The organism is [Rhizobium] kunmingense (assembly GCF_977018605.1).
Window position 1 is genome coordinate 118,475 of the sequence record NZ_CDRNXG010000003.1, and the last position, 15,454, is coordinate 133,928.

Annotated in this window: 15 protein-coding genes and 1 pseudogene; 14 read left to right on the top strand and 2 right to left on the bottom strand. The window is 58.5% G+C overall.

Features of this window, described 5'->3' with window-relative positions; all coding sequences use genetic code 11:
• Positions 1-182 precede the first annotated feature (182 nt).
• From AC0JZ4_RS24775 to AC0JZ4_RS24840, 14 genes are all read left to right on the top strand, one after another.
• Positions 183-962 (top strand): LamB/YcsF family protein, encoded by a 780-nt coding sequence (locus AC0JZ4_RS24775; RefSeq protein ID WP_471889184.1) that lies wholly within the window; start codon positions 183-185, stop codon positions 960-962.
• Between the two features lie 39 nt (positions 963-1,001).
• Entirely contained in the window at positions 1,002-1,940 is a 939-nt protein-coding gene (locus AC0JZ4_RS24780; protein ID WP_471889185.1) for an ABC transporter permease, read from the top strand.
• A gap of 221 nt (positions 1,941-2,161) precedes the next feature.
• Positions 2,162-2,728: an ABC transporter permease gene (locus AC0JZ4_RS24785; RefSeq protein ID WP_471889186.1), complete on the top strand. Its 567-nt coding sequence runs from the start codon at positions 2,162-2,164 to the stop codon at positions 2,726-2,728.
• Between the two features lie 46 nt (positions 2,729-2,774).
• On the top strand, positions 2,775-3,866 hold the full coding sequence (locus tag AC0JZ4_RS24790; RefSeq protein WP_471889187.1) for an ABC transporter substrate-binding protein: 1,092 nt from the start codon (positions 2,775-2,777) through the stop codon (positions 3,864-3,866).
• 52 nt (positions 3,867-3,918) lie between these two features.
• Complete coding sequence (locus tag AC0JZ4_RS24795) at positions 3,919-4,971, top strand: ABC transporter ATP-binding protein (protein ID WP_471889188.1); 1,053 nt, start codon at positions 3,919-3,921, stop codon at positions 4,969-4,971.
• Positions 4,972-5,074: 103 nt separating this feature from the next.
• Positions 5,075-6,358 (top strand): MFS transporter, encoded by a 1,284-nt coding sequence (locus AC0JZ4_RS24800; protein WP_471889415.1) that lies wholly within the window; start codon positions 5,075-5,077, stop codon positions 6,356-6,358.
• A 55-nt stretch (positions 6,359-6,413) separates the two neighbouring features.
• Positions 6,414-7,370, top strand: coding sequence for a 2-hydroxyacid dehydrogenase (locus tag AC0JZ4_RS24805; RefSeq protein WP_471889189.1), 957 nt, complete (start codon positions 6,414-6,416; stop codon positions 7,368-7,370).
• Between the two features lie 56 nt (positions 7,371-7,426).
• The gene (locus AC0JZ4_RS24810) at positions 7,427-8,644 is read left to right on the top strand and encodes a pyridoxal phosphate-dependent aminotransferase (protein ID WP_471889190.1); all 1,218 of its coding nucleotides are present in this window, start codon (positions 7,427-7,429) and stop codon (positions 8,642-8,644) included.
• Complete coding sequence (locus AC0JZ4_RS24815) at positions 8,641-9,129, top strand: acetyl-CoA carboxylase biotin carboxyl carrier protein (RefSeq protein WP_471889191.1); 489 nt, start codon at positions 8,641-8,643, stop codon at positions 9,127-9,129. The genes AC0JZ4_RS24810 and AC0JZ4_RS24815 overlap by 4 nt, the downstream gene beginning before the upstream one ends.
• Complete coding sequence (locus tag AC0JZ4_RS24820; RefSeq protein ID WP_471889192.1) at positions 9,119-9,841, top strand: 5-oxoprolinase subunit B family protein; 723 nt, start codon at positions 9,119-9,121, stop codon at positions 9,839-9,841. Before AC0JZ4_RS24815 ends, AC0JZ4_RS24820 begins: the two co-directional genes overlap by 11 nt.
• Positions 9,838-10,860 (top strand): 5-oxoprolinase subunit C family protein, encoded by a 1,023-nt coding sequence (locus AC0JZ4_RS24825; protein WP_471889193.1) that lies wholly within the window; start codon positions 9,838-9,840, stop codon positions 10,858-10,860. The genes AC0JZ4_RS24820 and AC0JZ4_RS24825 overlap by 4 nt, the downstream gene beginning before the upstream one ends.
• Positions 10,860-11,279, top strand: a complete 420-nt coding sequence (locus AC0JZ4_RS24830) for a biotin/lipoyl-containing protein (protein WP_471889194.1) — start codon at positions 10,860-10,862, stop codon at positions 11,277-11,279. Before AC0JZ4_RS24825 ends, AC0JZ4_RS24830 begins: the two co-directional genes overlap by 1 nt.
• Positions 11,280-11,319: 40 nt before the next feature.
• The gene (locus tag AC0JZ4_RS24835) at positions 11,320-12,678 is read left to right on the top strand and encodes an acetyl-CoA carboxylase biotin carboxylase subunit (protein ID WP_471889195.1); all 1,359 of its coding nucleotides are present in this window, start codon (positions 11,320-11,322) and stop codon (positions 12,676-12,678) included.
• A 103-nt stretch (positions 12,679-12,781) separates the two neighbouring features.
• Positions 12,782-12,994, top strand: a complete 213-nt coding sequence (locus AC0JZ4_RS24840) for a hypothetical protein (protein ID WP_471889196.1) — start codon at positions 12,782-12,784, stop codon at positions 12,992-12,994.
• A gap of 506 nt (positions 12,995-13,500) precedes the next feature.
• Here the strand turns inward: AC0JZ4_RS24840 and AC0JZ4_RS24845 are convergent.
• Positions 13,501-13,614, bottom strand: a pseudogene (locus tag AC0JZ4_RS24845) (hypothetical protein); the annotation flags it as partial.
• Between the two features lie 127 nt (positions 13,615-13,741).
• Positions 13,742-15,037: an MFS transporter gene (locus AC0JZ4_RS24850; RefSeq protein WP_471889197.1), complete on the bottom strand. Its 1,296-nt coding sequence runs from the start codon at positions 15,035-15,037 to the stop codon at positions 13,742-13,744.
• Positions 15,038-15,454 lie beyond the last annotated feature (417 nt).

Genomic DNA, 15,454 nt, shown 5'->3' on the forward strand with positions numbered 1-15,454 from the left:
TGGATCTACACTGTTTAGATAGAGCCGAAAGTAAACAATAACGCAATGCAACTGGACTCCAATCAGATGCCGGCGAGTGCGAATCGTAATGACATTCAACGCGCGCCGACGCCAGTTACGGAGCAGTGTATAGCAAAAACTAATCACTCAGACGACAAGTTCTGGAAGCGTGAACAAGAGACATGACCCTGAAGATCGATATCAACGCTGATCTAGGCGAAGGCTTTGGACGATGGAAACTCGGAGACGACGAGGCGATGATGTCGATCGTTTCGTCGGCGAATGTCGCCTGTGGCTTCCATGCCGGGGACGCCATCATCATGTCCCGTTGTGTCGAACTTGCTCTGCAAAACAAGGTCGCACTCGGCGCCCATGTCGGTTTGCCCGACCTGTTCGGCTTTGGTCGGGTCGCAATGGATATTGATCCCGATGACATGCAAAAGCTGGCTCTCTACCAGCTCGGGGCACTGGCGGCTATTGCCCGTGTCGGAGGCGCGCGTGTGTCACATGCCAGCATCCACGGTGCGCTTTCAACCATGCAGAAGAGTAACCCGGCCTATGTCGAGAAAGTTTTCGACGCCTTCAAGGCATTCGATCCCGAGATCATCGTCGCCACTGGCGTTAATAGCGCTGCGGAGCGTTACGCTGACAAGATCGGCATGAAGCGCGTAGGCAAGATTTTTGCTGATCGGGCCTATGACGATGATGGGCTGATCGCCAACCGTAAGATCCCCGGCTCTGTCATCCACGACGCCTCCGCTATCAAGGATCGGATCAAGGAATTTTTGCAGGATGGTGTTGTTACCAGCATGAGCGGCAAAAAATTGCCCATGAAAGCCAATTGCATCCTCATTCATTCCGATACCGAAGGCGCCGTGAAGATTGCTGAGACCGTGCGAAACACGATCGAACAGCACGGCGCGAGCATTACGGCTCTCGACGAAATCGCGGGAGGGCGGTGACATGCGCACGCGGCAATATGCGGACAGCTGGTGGCTACTATGACCCTCATGGAAAACGAAGCAGCATCGGCGAATGCGCAAAGTCTCGTTTCGAGCATGAGTCAGCGAAAAGCTCTGGTACAGGCGGCGCTGACCGCGCCGGCTGTGCTCTTCCTCACTGTGTTCCTGCTTGTACCCTCCCTCATGCTGCTCGCGTACAGCGCGGGCACTCAGTCCGCGACAGGAACGGTGGGATTGCCCTTTACGCTTGGTAATTTCAGCAGGTTGCTGGCGAGCGCCACCTACCGCGGCATCTTCTACCAGACCATCGAAATTTCCATCTGGACGACACTTGTTTCGGCCATTCTCGCCTTCCCGCTGGCGCTCACCATTGCGCGAGGAAGAGCATTCTACAGCCGGCTTACGCTGGTTCTTGTCGTCGCACCCATGGTTATGTCAGTCGTTGTGCGGACCTATGGCTGGCAATTGCTGCTCGCCAACGGTCCTCAGGGCGTCATCAACTACGCGCTCGCCTTTATCCACGCGCCAATGCTGCCACGCATACTTTACACTAAATGGGCTGTGGTCATCGCCTCGGCCCATGTTTTCCTACCGCTCGTCGTTCTGCCTCTTGCAGCATCACTGGCGCGCATTCCTGACAACTTGGTCGAGGCGGCCCGAATGCTTGGCGCCTCTGATCGGCGAGCCTTCTTTAGCGTGACACTGCCGCTCAGCATGCCCGGCTTGATTACCGGCTCCGCCATCGTGTTCACGCTGACCTCCGCCTCCTATGTCACACCGCAAATGCTCGGCGGCGCTAGCGGCGCCATGCTCGGCGTGCTGCTCGAACAGCAAATCAACACCGTCTACGACTGGCCGATGGGTGCAGCCATTGCCGTCATCATGGTGGCGCTGACGCTGTCCGCACACATCCTTGCCGGCCGGCTGATGGCGCGCTCTGGCGCCATCCGCGGAAACCTGGGAGCAAACCGCTCATGAACCGCTTTTCACGTTTTTTGTTCGCGGCTTCGACGGCGGCCATCCTGATTTTCCTGATCGCTCCGCTGATAGTGGTTGTATCGTTATCTTTCTCGGAGAGCCTGCTGGCCACATTTCCTCCCAGAGGGTTCACCTTGGACTGGTATGCCGCCGTTCTTTTCGATGACGATTTTCAGAGGTCGTTCAAGACGTCCGCTATCCTGGCGATAGGCTCAACTATCATGTCGCTGGTCTTGGCGACACCGGCCGCCGTCGCGCTCAACCGGGGTCTTGTTCCCGGCGCCGCACTTGTCGAGACGATCCTCTTGTCACCGATGATCCTGCCAATCCTCATCGCAGGCCTGGCTCTGATCCAGTTCACCGCGACGCTTGGCCTAGGTTCGACAATGCTCAACCTCTTCATCGGCCATACGCTGATCACCCTGCCCTACGTGCTGCGCACCGTCACGGCCAGTCTCAAGCAACTCGACCAAAGTCTCGAGGAGGCCGCCAGTACGCTGGGTGCCTCGCAGTTGTCGATCTTCCGGTTGATCACGATCCCCCAGATCATGCCGGGCCTGGTGGCGGGCTGCATCTTTTCATTCATGATCTCTTTCGACGACTTCTCGCTGTCCTTCTGGCTGAGCAACACTCAGACGGAGCCGTTGCCGGTCTTCCTGCACAACAAGATGGCAAGCGTCTTCGATCCGTCGATCGCTACCATGGCCAGCCTGATGATCGCAGTTGGGGTGATCGTCGTCCTCGCCATCGAGCGTATCGTCGGCTTGAGAAAGGCCATGGGCGTGTAGCGCCAATACAAAGCATAAAATCTTACAAAAAGAGGGAATGACGCATATGCAAGACAAGACTATCAGCCGTTTGGCGGCCCCTAGCAGGCGGCAGTTCCTGGCGACCGCCGGCACCGTGGCGATTGCAGCCCCGTTTATCGGCAAGGGTACGGCTTGGGCCGCAGGCAAAACGCTGAACATCAGCACCTATACCGGTGTGCAGGGCGAATATATCGCCAAGCAGGTGATTCCAGCCTTCGAACAGAAATTCGACTGCAAAGTCATTCAGCGGCAAAGCACCACCCTTCCGACGATCTCGATGCTGCGCACGGAAAAGGCAAACCCGACAACCTCGGTCGCAATGATGGACGACGTCGGCATCCCAATCGCCAAGGGCGAAGAGCTGATCGCCAAACTACCCGCCGACAAGATCCCCAACCTGCAGAACGTCTATTCGCGGTTCATCTACGAAGAAGGCTATGGCGTCGCTTTTGCCGTGTGCAAGTCAAGCCCCTGGTACAACACATCTGCTGTTGCCAAGCCGTTGACGAGCTGGAACGATCTGTGGGACGAGAGCCTGCGCGGGCGCCTGCTTCTGCCGTCACCGAAGCTGACGCAAAGCGTCATGCTGCTGGCAATCGCCGCCTCTGTTGTAACCGGCAAGCCGGTCGCAGAAGTCCAGCACGACCTGTCGTCCGGCTGGCCGCGGATGAAGGAGCTTCATCCAAACGTGCAGACCATGTACGAATCGACCGGCACTGCCGTGCTTCAGGTTACCCAAGGACAGGCGGATGTTGCCGGCCCCGACCTTGCCAAGTCGATGATGGCGTATATCGACCGCGGCGCCCCGATCGTTATGACTTCGCCAACGGAAGGCTCTTTTGCCGGCATTAACGCCATGACGCTGACGGCCAACGCACCCGAACCCGATCTCGGAGCGGCATTCCTCGACAGGATGCTCGCCGTCGATGTCCAAGCCGGATTGGCAGAAACCACATATGCAGCGCCGCCGGTGCGCGGCGTCAGCCTGCCGGAAAAGGTCACCAAGGTAATTCCGACCACGGAAGAAGAGCTGGCCCAGCTCCACATGCTCGACTGGAACATCATCAATCCGCAACGTGCCGAGATCATCGACATGTTCAACCAGACCTTCGGCTAAGAGATAATCCATGACCTCGAACTCGGATCTTGCCCTTTCCGGGCTGACCAAGATGTATGACGGCTTCGCCGCCGTCGATTATGTCACCATGCGCATCAAACAGGGCGAGCTCGTCGCCTTCCTTGGCCCGTCGGGCTGCGGCAAGACGACGACCCTGCGGATGATCGCCGGTTTGACCGAGCCGAGTTCGGGCGAAATCCTGATCGGGGGACAGCGCGTCACGCATGTCCCCCCACAGCGCCGCAATATCGGCATGCTTTTCCAGAACTACGCGCTTTTCCCGCATATGAGCGTGGCCGAGAATGTCGGTTTTGGCCTGCGGATGCGCAAATTCTCACGGTCGGATCGCGATCAGAAGGTGCGCAATGCCCTGGATCTGGTCCAGCTTTCGCATCTGGCGGACAGGTATCCAAAATCTCTGTCAGGCGGTCAACAGCAACGCATTGCTTTGGCCAGGGCAATCGTCATCGAGCCCTCGCTGCTTCTCCTCGACGAGCCGCTCGGTGCGCTCGATAAGAACCTACGGGAAGCTATGCAGATCGAATTGCGACAGCTACAGCGCCGGCTCGGGATCACCACGGTCCTCGTCACACATGATCAGGACGAGGCAATGACCATGGCTGACCAGATCGTCATCATGAACAAGGGTAACGTCGAGCAGATGGGCACCCCGAGCGAGATCTACGCGCGTCCCTCCAGCCGTTTTGTCGCCGGGTTCATCGGCGTTTCCAACTTCATAAGTGCTAGGTCGGGAGCCGGGCCATTGGCTGGGCAAGTCCTTCTTCTCGACGGTGGAGGGCAGGCTGTAATGGAAAAACCTGTCCGGGGTGCAAGCGTCAGCTTGACTGTACGGCCCGAGGCCATCGAGATTCGGCCGCTCGTTCAGGGTGCTCCGGTGGCAGACCACAACTGGACCAGTGCGACAGTTGACGACGTCATCTATCGCGGCTCAACCACGCATGTTCTGATGACACGCAATAATGGCGAGACACTACTTGCCTACGTCCAGAACAAGGTGGGCACCCACAGTCTGGCGGGTGTGGCAAAGGGCGACCGTGTGGTTGCGACCTGGCAAACCGGCGCAAACCATCTCCTTCCGGCCTAGCGTAGCCGGCTGATCGGACCTCCCGCAGGACACGAACATGAATTCTCTATGGGTAAATGGGGACGGTCTCGCGCCGTTACCAAGGTTTTTTGCTGTCCTCGTCATGACATGCGCGGTGTGCGCTTGCTCTATGACATTCGGCATCGTCAACGCGGTGTTACCGGCCATGTCAGACGCTTTCGGCGTGTCAGCCCAGCAGACGGTTGCCCTCGTCGGGAGTTTCCAGGTGTCTATGGTTGCGACACTCATTCCGTTGGCAGCACTTGGCGAGATCATCGGATACCGTAAGGTCTATCTGGCTGGACTGGCCGTATTTGGTTTGGCATCAGCGATGATATCCGCCTCAGCCCATTTCGAGACCGCTCTCGTCTGGCGCTTTATCCAGGGCTTTGGTGCGGCCGGTGTTTTGAGTGTCAACACGGCGATCCTGCGGTTCGTCTATCCGAAAGCCAGTTTCGGGCGCGGGCTCGGGCTGAATGCCTTCGTCGCCGGCTCCTCGACGGCGATCGGCCCGTCCGTCGCCGCCGCCGTGCTTTCGGTTGCAACATGGCACTGGCTCTTTCTTATCAACGTCCCGATCTGCATCGTCGCTTTCGTGGTCGGGGCGATCTTCGTGCCGATAACGCCAAAGGCCAGCCGCCGGCTAAGCACCGTCAGTCTGACGCAGCACCTGTTTGCAGCGATCTCACTGCTTTCAGCGATTCAGCTGATCGCAATCAGCGGCGTGTCTCCCTTGTCGATCATATTGCTGGTGATCGGCATCGCAGGACTGGTCGTTTACCTTGCCCGTGAACGCCGCCGCGAGGTCCCGCTATTTCCGATCGACCTTTTGCGCATCAGCTCATTTCGGCTGTCCGTCAGCGCCTCTGTCCTGGCCTTTGCCGCGCAGATCATCATTCTGACGGTGGTGCCTTTCTGGCTGGATCAGGCGATGAGGGCGTCGCAGAGCGATATCGGGTTCCTGTTAAGCCTTTGGCCTGTGATGTCGATGCTGGCAGCGCTCGGGTCGGGCGCCCTGTTGGAACGCATCTCAGCGCGGCAGCTCGGCGTTGCCGGAATGGCGATTTTCGGTGTCGGCCTTGCGACCCTTGTTCTCGTTGGCCCGTCCACGCCGTATCTCGTCATCGGTATCGCAATGAGCTGCTGCGGCCTTGGCTTCGGATTGTTCCAGACCCCTAACAACAAGATGATGCTGTCCGCCGCGCCCGTGGAACGAGCCGGCTCGGCAAGCGGCAGCCTGGGTACGGCACGCATGATCGGCCAGTCCTTCGGTTCTGCCGGCGCGGCCGTCGCCCTCGCCTTTGCTCCAACGACAGCCCTCTATATTTCGGTCCCCCTTGCCATCCTGCTTGCCAGCGCGGCCGCACTGGCAAGCGCAAACCGCTAGACGAAGAACCATTCTCGGAAACGACGACAAGAAGAAGCATATGACAGCCCTCGCAATGAAATTCTTCAATTCCGGCTACGCTTTACGCTTGCATGGCCATGGTTTCGAGCCGATCGACTGCACCGGGAGCCTGGAGGCCATCGCCCATTCCAGGTCAGACGATATCAGGGTCATCGTCACCTCCGGATTCTATGGGATGAGTGCTTCGGAGATGGACCAGTTTCCCAACCTCGGCCTGATATGCAGCGTTGGCACGGGTTACGAGAACATCGACCTTGCCGCCGCCCGCAACCGCAGCATCCTCGTCACCTATGGGGCTGGTATCAATGCAAAGGCTGTGGCCGACCAGGCATTCGCCCTTCTACTGGCCGCCATCAGGCGGATTCCGCAGCAGGACCGGATCGCCCGCGCGGGTGGCTGGAGCGTTGGCTGGGATCCAGCACCGCTTGCCTCCGAGAAGAAAATCGGCATCTGGGGCCTTGGCCGGATCGGCGAGGCGATTGCTCGGCGTGCTGAGGGATTTGACATGGACGTCTACTATTGTACCAGAACGCCAAAGCCGCATCTGCCCTACACCTATGTTCCGACACTGCTGCAACTGGCGCAGACCTGCGACTATCTCGTTTGCGCGGTTCCGGGTGGCGACGATACGTTTCACGCGGTCGGAGCCGACGTTCTCGCGGCACTGGGCCCAAAAGGCTTTTTCGTTAACGTCGCGCGCGGCAGCGTTGTTGCTACCGGCGTTCTGGCCGAAGCGTTGCGCAACAGCGTGATCGGCGGTGCAGGCCTTGACGTCTACGAGACCGAGCCGACTATTCCCGAACAGCTTCGGGACCTCGATAATCTCGTGATGACACTTCATACCTCAGCGCGCGCCCCTGAAATGCAAGACGTCAGCGCCGCGTTGCTGGCCAGCAACATCAACGCTTTTCTCAGCGGACGGCCGGTCGTGACGCCGGTTCCCACGATGCCGGACCGCTATTCGCATAGCCGATGCACATCCCCGGCCTGATCATAGAGGTAACGCCACTGCCGCCCGGTGAAAAAATTCCAATAGTGAGGATCGAGATGAAATATGTAAGTGACAAACTGGCGGCCGTTGGCGCTTCTGCATCGGTGGAAGCCTCGCAGAAGGCCCGCGAAATGAAGGCGGCAGGGCTGAATGTCGCGTCGCTCTCGTCAGGCGAGCCCGACTTCCCAACACCGGCCCATATCGCCGAAGCCGGCATTGCCGGCATCCGCAACGGGATGACGACCTATACCGACGTTCGCGGTATCCCTGAGCTTCGCAAGGCCATCCAGCGCAAGTTCAAGCGCGAGAACAACATAGACTACGAGCTCGACAGCATCATGGCCGGCCCAGGTGCAAAAAGCTTGATCGCGACTGCGCTTTCGGCTTCGGTCGATCCCGGCGACGAGATCATTATCCCTGCTCCTGCCTGGGTGTCTTATGTCGATATCGCCAGGCTGGTCGGCGGCAACCCGGTGGTCATCCAGACAAAGGCGGAATTCGGCCTCAAGCTCGATCCCGCCACCCTCGAGGGCGCGCTCACGCCACGCAGCCGTTGGCTGATCCTCAATTCTCCGAGCAACCCGACTGGCGCTGTCTATAGCCGTGAAGAGTTGCGCGCGCTCGGAGAGGTTCTGGCGCGCCATCCCCACGTGCTCGTCATGACCGACGAGATATACGAGCACCTCCTCTTCGATGACGTGAAGTTCGTTTCCTTCATTGAAGCCAATCCGGAGATGAAGGAGAGGACGCTAACCTTGAACGGCGCTTCCAAAGCCTACGCCATGACCGGGTGGCGGATCGGTTATGCTGGCGGTCCGGCACCTCTTATCAAAGCCATGACCAAGGTCGCCGGCCAGATGGTCGGGCCGATGTGCTCGATCAGCCAAGCGGCGACCGTCGCCGCCCTAGACGGCCCAAGTGAATACCTTAAAGAGCGTGCTGCAGCCTATCAGCAACGCCGCGACCGTGTCATGGAACTTCTGGCCGAGGTTCCCGGATTGAAGATCCAGAAGCCGTCGGGCGCATTTTATCTGTTCGTCGAATGCGCGGCCCTGCTCGGCGCCACAACGCCATCAGGCAATACGCTGGATACCGATGTCGACGTCACCAACTTCCTGTTGCAGGAGGCGATGATCGTCTGCGTCCCAGGCGCGGCCTACGGGCTTTCCCCCTATTTCCGTATCTCCATCGCGACGTCGTTGGCGGTCCTCGAGGATGCGTGCGAGCGCATCGCCAACGTAGTGGCCTCGCTTTCCTTCGAGGCCAACGCGTGACGAGCGGTGCGGACGAACTGCTGATCGTGACGCGAGCGCTGATCACGGAACTAGGCTCGACCGACATTGTCGAGGCGGAATGGGAATTCGGTGAGTTCCGCGTGAAGATCATCCGTCAGACCAACCCGACGGACGTCGTCGGGCCGATTACAACGACGGTCGCAAGGAAATGCACATTGCCGCAGGAAACCACGCCAGTTGCCCATGCTGCGGCGTACAACCGGAACGAGGTCCGCTCTCCGATGCACGGCATCTTTTATGCCGCCTCGGAGCAATCAGCGCCGCCTTTCGTCACCGTTGGCGATACCGTTACAAAGGGGCAGGTCCTTTGCGTTCTCGAGGCGATGAAGGTCTTCAGCGACATTACTTGCGAATGCGATGGCAAGATCGTTTCGATCGGACCATCCAACGGTCAGGATATCGCGCCGGGCGATCTCCTGTTCGAGATCGAGAAAAGCATCGAAAGGCATGGCAATGCGCGATGACAGCCGCGATCTGGCCGTGACGGTCAGTCAACTGGACGTACCACGGATAACCCCGATGGGTGACGCCGCATTGTTGTTCGAGGCAGACGGCCCCATGTCGCTGGCGGTGCAAAAGCGTATCTGGTCCTGCAGCGACCGGGTTGCCGAGATTGAAGGTGTCGTCGATCGGCAACCGGGCATCAACAACCTGCTGGTCGTATTTGATCCAGCCGTAGCTGATCCTGATGCCCTCTCGGCCGAGATCATGACGGCATGGTCGGTATCCACTGAAGATCGCACCATAGGCAGGCTGATCGAATTGCCCATGCTTTATGGTGGCGAAGGCGGGCTGGACCTGCCCGACGTATGCAAGTTCCTCGGCCTATCGGCCGAGGACGTCGCGGACATCCACTCCTCCGGCGAATATGTGATCTTCGCGCCCGGTACCATGCCCGGCTTTGGCTACTTGTTCGGCTTGCCTGAACGCCTCTTCGTACCGCGACGGGAGGTGCCGGTTACCCGGCCCCGATCGCTCAACGTGCTGATCGCCGGGCTGCAATGCAGTATTGCCGGCCCGCCCGGCGCGCAAGGTGCGGCCACCGCGCCGACCGGGTGGCATATGATTGGCCAACTCCTCGACCCGCCGATGCCCTTCGATCTGAAGGCCGAGCCGCCTGGCCTGATGCGGCCGGGGGATCGCATCAAGTTCGTCAATTTGGGGATTGCCAGGTGAGCAAGGCATTTATCGAAATCGTGGCGACGCCACCGCTCAACACCGTCCAAGATCTCGGCCGCACCGGTTATCGCGGAAGCGGCGTCGGCGTGACGGGAATGCTGGACGACCTCGGCTTGCTGCTCGCCAACGCACTGCTTGGGAACCAGCCGGGCGCCGCCGCCGTAGAAATCCAGATGTTTCCTTTTACGGTCCGTTTCCTTCGCGACGGGGCGGTAGCGATCACAGGTCTCAACGGAACGGCTTATCTCGATGATCGTCCTATTCCCTCCTATTGGGCGATGCCAGTGCGCGCTGGCCAGGTTCTTGAACTGAGATCCGTGCCACGAAGCGCACAAACTGCGTTGACGGGCTACCGGGCATGTCTGGCTGTGGCGGAGGGGATCGATGTACCAGTCGTTCTTGGATCGCGCAGCACCCACATCCGCCAGGGATTTGGCGGTTACCAGGGCCGACAACTGATGGCGGGCGACATCCTTGATGCAGAGTTCGACACCACACCGCAATTTCGTGATCCCCTCGGCTTTGGCATTGTTCCCCCCGGCGCAGCCCGTGGTGCACCAATGCCAGAGGATGGGGCAGTCGTCGTGCGGGCAATTGCCGCAGCCGAGTTCGACGAATTGCTGGACGTCTCCAAGCACAACTTCTGGACAAGACCGTGGACAGTATCGCTGCAAAGCAACCGCATGGGTCTGAGGCTCGACGGTGAAGTCGGCCTTGAGCGCAGCCATAAGGCTGAGCTTCGTTCGCATGGCATCGTGCCAGGCGTCGTGCAGGTTCCGCCATCCGGCAAGCCGATCATCCAGTTGCGTGACGGCAATACTGCTGGCGGCTACCCCAAGGCAGCAGTTGTCATACAGGCAGACCTTTGGAAACTGGCGCAGCTCGCACCTCGGCAGGTGCTGCGGTTCAAGCAGGTGACCTTTCAGGAGGCGCGCGCTGCGGCAGACGTCACCCAAGCCTATTTGAAACGCGTGCGCATGCTTGCCACGCTCTGCCGCGGAGACCGACAGCGCTGATGACCAGATCCCTTTTCGAAGCAGGCATCGTTTCGGTATTGGCAGCCGACATGCAAGCGCATGCCGTAAGTTGTCTTGAAATCGATTTTCCTGGCGGCGCGAAGTTTCGCCTTTGTCGCCCTTCAAGTAATGTCGTCAAACCAACCGGAAGCGCCGCAGAAGCACCGGCACCGTCATTGCACATGGTCAAGTCGAAGGCCGTCGGCAGGCTTGTCCTGAAAGACCCCGCAACCGGACAGACGCTTGTGCAACCCGGACAAAGGATCGATGAGACCACCATCCTGGGGTTCGTCCAGGTCGACATTTTGTTGCGCCCGATAGCAGCCTCTTGCGCTGGCCTCGTCGAGGCTTTGCTTTCAAGCGATGGCAGCGGGGTTGATTACGGGACCCCCATATTTTCCCTGATCGCGGACCGCTGAGAGGATAGTTATGACGCGAATGCAAAACTCCATTGACCCGATGCCGGCCGTTCTGATCGCCAATCGCGGAGAGATCGCCTTGCGCATCGTCAGGGCCTGTATCCGCCTTGGTTTGCCGACGGTTGCCATCCATTCCGAAGCGGATGCAGGATCGGCACATGTGCGGCTTGCCGACAAAGCCGTGTGTATCGGGGGGAGCGCCGCACGCGACAGCTATCTTGATGGCAGCGCTATCGTGCTGGCTGCACTGTCGAGCGGCGCGCGCGCCGTGCATCCGGGCTACGGCTTTCTGGCCGAGAACGCCATTTTTGCAGAGCAGGTGGAGAAAGCTGGCCTGGTCTTCATCGGACCCCGGCCGGAGGATATCCGCACGATGGGTGACAAGATCGCCGCCAAGGCCGCCATGCGGTCCGCCGGCGTGCCCTGCGTTCCTGGCACGCGGGATGCCCTACCATCCGACCCTGCCAAGCAACGAGAAATTGCAGCGCAGGTCGGCTATCCGCTTCTCGTCAAGGCTGCAGCCGGCGGTGGCGGCCGCGGCATGCGTGTTGTCGATGACGCTGCGAGGCTCGAAACGTCGATTGCCGCAGCGGCGGAAGAGGCGCGCCGCGCCTTCGGTGACGGCACGGTCTATCTCGAGCGATATCTCAAGAAGCCGCGGCACGTGGAAATACAGGTTCTTTGTGATCAGCAGCGTGGCGCGGTCTACCTGGGTGCGCGAGACTGCTCGATGCAGCGGCGCCACCAGAAGCTGGTCGAAGAAGCGCCGCCGCCCGGCATTGATCGAGAGGCTATTCGCCGGTTGGGCGAACAATGTGTGAATGCCTGTCGCGCGATCGGCTATCGCGGTGCCGGCACGTTTGAGTTTCTCTATGAGAACGGCGAATTCTACTTCATCGAGATGAACACCCGCATCCAAGTCGAGCATCCGGTGACCGAGGCGGTGACCGGCATCGATATTGTTGCCGAGCAGATCAGGGTCGCTCTTGGGCATCCGCTTTCATTTGAGCAGTCTGAGGTCCGCGAAACAGGCGCTGCGATAGAATGCCGCATCAACGCCGAAACGCCGTTCGACGCCCGCCCCGGCCCCGGCACATTGACGGTACTGCATTTGCCGGGCGGGCCGGGCGTGCGCATTGATACGCATATGTCGAAGGGTGCGGAAATGCCACCAAACTACGATTCGCTGATGATGAAGATCATCACCCATGGCCGGACGCGAAAAGAAGCGATCGATCGAATGGTGTGCGCACTGCGAGAGGTCCGCATCGAGGGTGTCGCCCACAACATTCCTATGCATCTGAAAATTCTAAATGACCGCGCATTTGTGGAGGGAGATGTCGACGTGCATTTAGTCGAGGCAAGAACCCCAGACTGGCGAGATTCATCAAAATCTTAGAATCTTCTGTGCGTCGATTTGCAATCCTGCGACAGTATTTTAACAACCGGCAATCAGATCAGTCTGACGCATAGCTGCAATCGCTCTGTAAGACTCCGTCCATTTGCTTTCGCCGCACGTCAGAATATGGTGTTATTCGCTGGCCGACGCCTTCCGGCACCTGCTGGAGCACGTCCTGGCGTTCAAATATTTTTCCACCCTCACCACGCAAGATATCGACGATCGCCGTTTCGCGGTCGTCATGACTGTGCATGTAGACGAAATCGCTGTCAGCTTCACTGCGAACGATACCGGCGCGCGTCTGACGATTGTCTGAAGGAAACCGTAAAGTAGGACACGGAAGGTTTATTGCTGTCGGCGACGTTTCGATTGTACTGACCTTAGGCGGGAACCTCGATACACGAATGCGATGTAATGACAGCGCACTGACTCATACCTTTGCTTTTTATGCGACTGGTACCTATGGCGCATTGCCGAGAATCAGATGTCACTGAAAATTTCCACGCCTTCACTTCCAGTTTCTCGATATCCATATCTCTGACAAACATATCCCAAGGGGGCACCCCCGGATTGCGCTGAACTCACGGACCGTGCCAACCACCACGGGCAAACTCGTCACCCCTGTCCGCCGACATTTTGAACTCGGCATCCCGGTTGGTCGGGCCAATAGATCAGTTGTGAGGTCGAACACTGCCGCGCTGTGAGGGGCACGACTTCGCCTGACGCTGTATCATGGCCTGAACTGCCGCCATTGATGAGCCAGAACGACCCACTGGCTTTTTCCCAACAGCTTTGTCAAGACGACGAGATTGACCGGGGCATGGAAACCCCACCCGTGAACTTGAGCGCCGCCATCGATCTGTGCGATTGATCCGCTTCGCCGCCGGTAAAGCCGGTGCATGCCATGACGACCTGCATGGCACTTTCCTGAAAGACTCGCCCCCTAGCCTCTTGGCGAGGCCGCATCAGTCTCTTCGCGGTACTCGGCCGGTTCGTTGTTATCGCAGCGGCCCAGGCAAGAATGGTTGCGCCCCTGCAGATGTCTGCCTGGGCGCAAGGAAATCTAAACGCTGACCGCGAGCCTTGCTTTTCGCCGCCCATTCGTCTCCGGAATCATCAGCGCCAGGACTGCACTGGCAATGTAGAGGCCGGCAAAGATCCACATCACGCCCTCGAGGCCAACAGATCCTAGGAAGATTGCGACAATCGCCGGTCCGACCCAGGTTGAGGCGCCTGCACCGAGGCTTAGCACAGAAAGAGCGCCCGCCTTGTTATGCGGAATGACGGTTGGCATCAAAGCTGAAAGCGGGACGAAACCACCGAGCGTAACGCCGTAAGCAAAGCCAACAAGGCTCGATACGAGGAAGTTGCCGGGATACATCAGCGGCACATAGTACAACATAAGAATCGTCGCTGCAGTACCTACCGCGCCCATCCAAATGACGGTCGTCCGATATCCGATCCGGTCGCCGAGCATTCCGGAAGCGAGATTTCCCAGAAGATTACCGCAGAAGATTATGGTCAGCAACTGAAGCCATGTGGCTAGGCTGAAGCCGATCTGATCCATGAAAAAACCTGGCAATACGATGAAGAAGGCAAATTGGGAGGACGTGTTGACCGTCCGTACGAGCCCGCCGACTGTCGATAGCGGTTCTTTCCACATGATCGTGATGCTCGCCGCAAGCGAGGCCAGCGGCTTTTCGCCTTTTGGTGCGAGCCTTCCACCGCCCTTGACCCCGGCGAGACCAACCAAACTGAGAAGCGCACCAATGACGACGAGGGCAAGAGCAAGCCACAAGGTTGGTAGCGTTCCGATCATCGGAATCGAAATGCTGGCCACAAGTGAACCGAGCGTCGGCAAGCCGGCGGCGTAGGCGAACCAAAACCAACCGACCGCCATGCCGAGCTTTTTCGACGGCGTTGCCGCCGCAATCCAAACCAAGAAGCTATAGGCAAAAAGCGGATAGCCGAAGCCGCGCAGACCGTAGGTGATTAGCATGGCGGTATAGTTCATCGATTCCAGACCGAGAACCAAAAAGGCTACCTGGAATATCGCCCAGATAATGATGCCGGCCCACATGACCCTGCGGGCGCCATAAATGTTTGAAAGTGCGCCCGACATCCAGGACGCGATTGCGACGGCGACGCCGTAGACTGTGAAAAGCAGCGCAACCTGGGCGCCGCTGATACCCTGGCCTTCAAGATAAGGCGCCAGATAGCCGAGTTCGATACCATCGCCGATCATCAGGATCAGCAGTCCGACAAAGCCCCAAAGAAGTGGACGGGGGATGCCGATACGGTCAAAAAAAGTGTCTGTTTGCGAAGTGTTTGAAGTGCCAATTTTATTGTGATCTGACAATAGTCCCTTTCCCGCCGAGCGGGCCCTAGTTAATCGTACCCTCCCTAGATGTTACCTCCTATGGAGCTCCGCCGGCCTCGGAAAAACGCTTCCATGATGCTCGCCCAGCGCCCAAATCCCATTCTGTTTTTAGCAAAAAAATCTCCTTAATCAAACTTGGTGTACAAATTTGCCTCTTAGTTGACCCAATCGCACCATCTTTGGGGCGGGTAGATTTGACGTCGTAACAGTCCCGAGATCGTAAAGGCCGGCGGAGATTGATCAGCCAAAAATCTTCTGTAAAGTCTCTAAAATTCAAGGTGATAGTAAATATCCCAGCGCTTTTCCTTCAAAACAAATCTGCTGCTTCCGACGGGATAGCAATGGGTCGAGATTCCGAAATTCCAATTGCGACCATATGACACCCTCTCAATTGCC

Bases quoted from the DNA above. Each gene is read 5' to 3' on its own strand.
- AC0JZ4_RS24835 (WP_471889195.1), top strand. From the start codon at position 11,320: ATGCCGGCCGTTCTGATCGCCAATCGCGGAGAGATCGCCTTGCGCATC.
- AC0JZ4_RS24795 (WP_471889188.1), top strand. From the start codon at position 3,919: ATGTATGACGGCTTCGCCGCCGTCGATTATGTCACCATGCGCATCAAA.
- AC0JZ4_RS24805 (WP_471889189.1), top strand. From the start codon at position 6,414: ATGAAATTCTTCAATTCCGGCTACGCTTTACGCTTGCATGGCCATGGT.
- AC0JZ4_RS24775 (WP_471889184.1), top strand. From the start codon at position 183: ATGACCCTGAAGATCGATATCAACGCTGATCTAGGCGAAGGCTTTGGA.
- AC0JZ4_RS24830 (WP_471889194.1), top strand. From the start codon at position 10,860: ATGACCAGATCCCTTTTCGAAGCAGGCATCGTTTCGGTATTGGCAGCC.
- AC0JZ4_RS24810 (WP_471889190.1), top strand. From the start codon at position 7,427: ATGAAATATGTAAGTGACAAACTGGCGGCCGTTGGCGCTTCTGCATCG.
- AC0JZ4_RS24785 (WP_471889186.1), top strand. From the start codon at position 2,162: ATGTCGCTGGTCTTGGCGACACCGGCCGCCGTCGCGCTCAACCGGGGT.
- AC0JZ4_RS24780 (WP_471889185.1), top strand. From the start codon at position 1,002: ATGACCCTCATGGAAAACGAAGCAGCATCGGCGAATGCGCAAAGTCTC.
- AC0JZ4_RS24820 (WP_471889192.1), top strand. From the start codon at position 9,119: ATGCGCGATGACAGCCGCGATCTGGCCGTGACGGTCAGTCAACTGGAC.
- AC0JZ4_RS24790 (WP_471889187.1), top strand. From the start codon at position 2,775: ATGCAAGACAAGACTATCAGCCGTTTGGCGGCCCCTAGCAGGCGGCAG.
- AC0JZ4_RS24800 (WP_471889415.1), top strand. From the start codon at position 5,075: ATGACATGCGCGGTGTGCGCTTGCTCTATGACATTCGGCATCGTCAAC.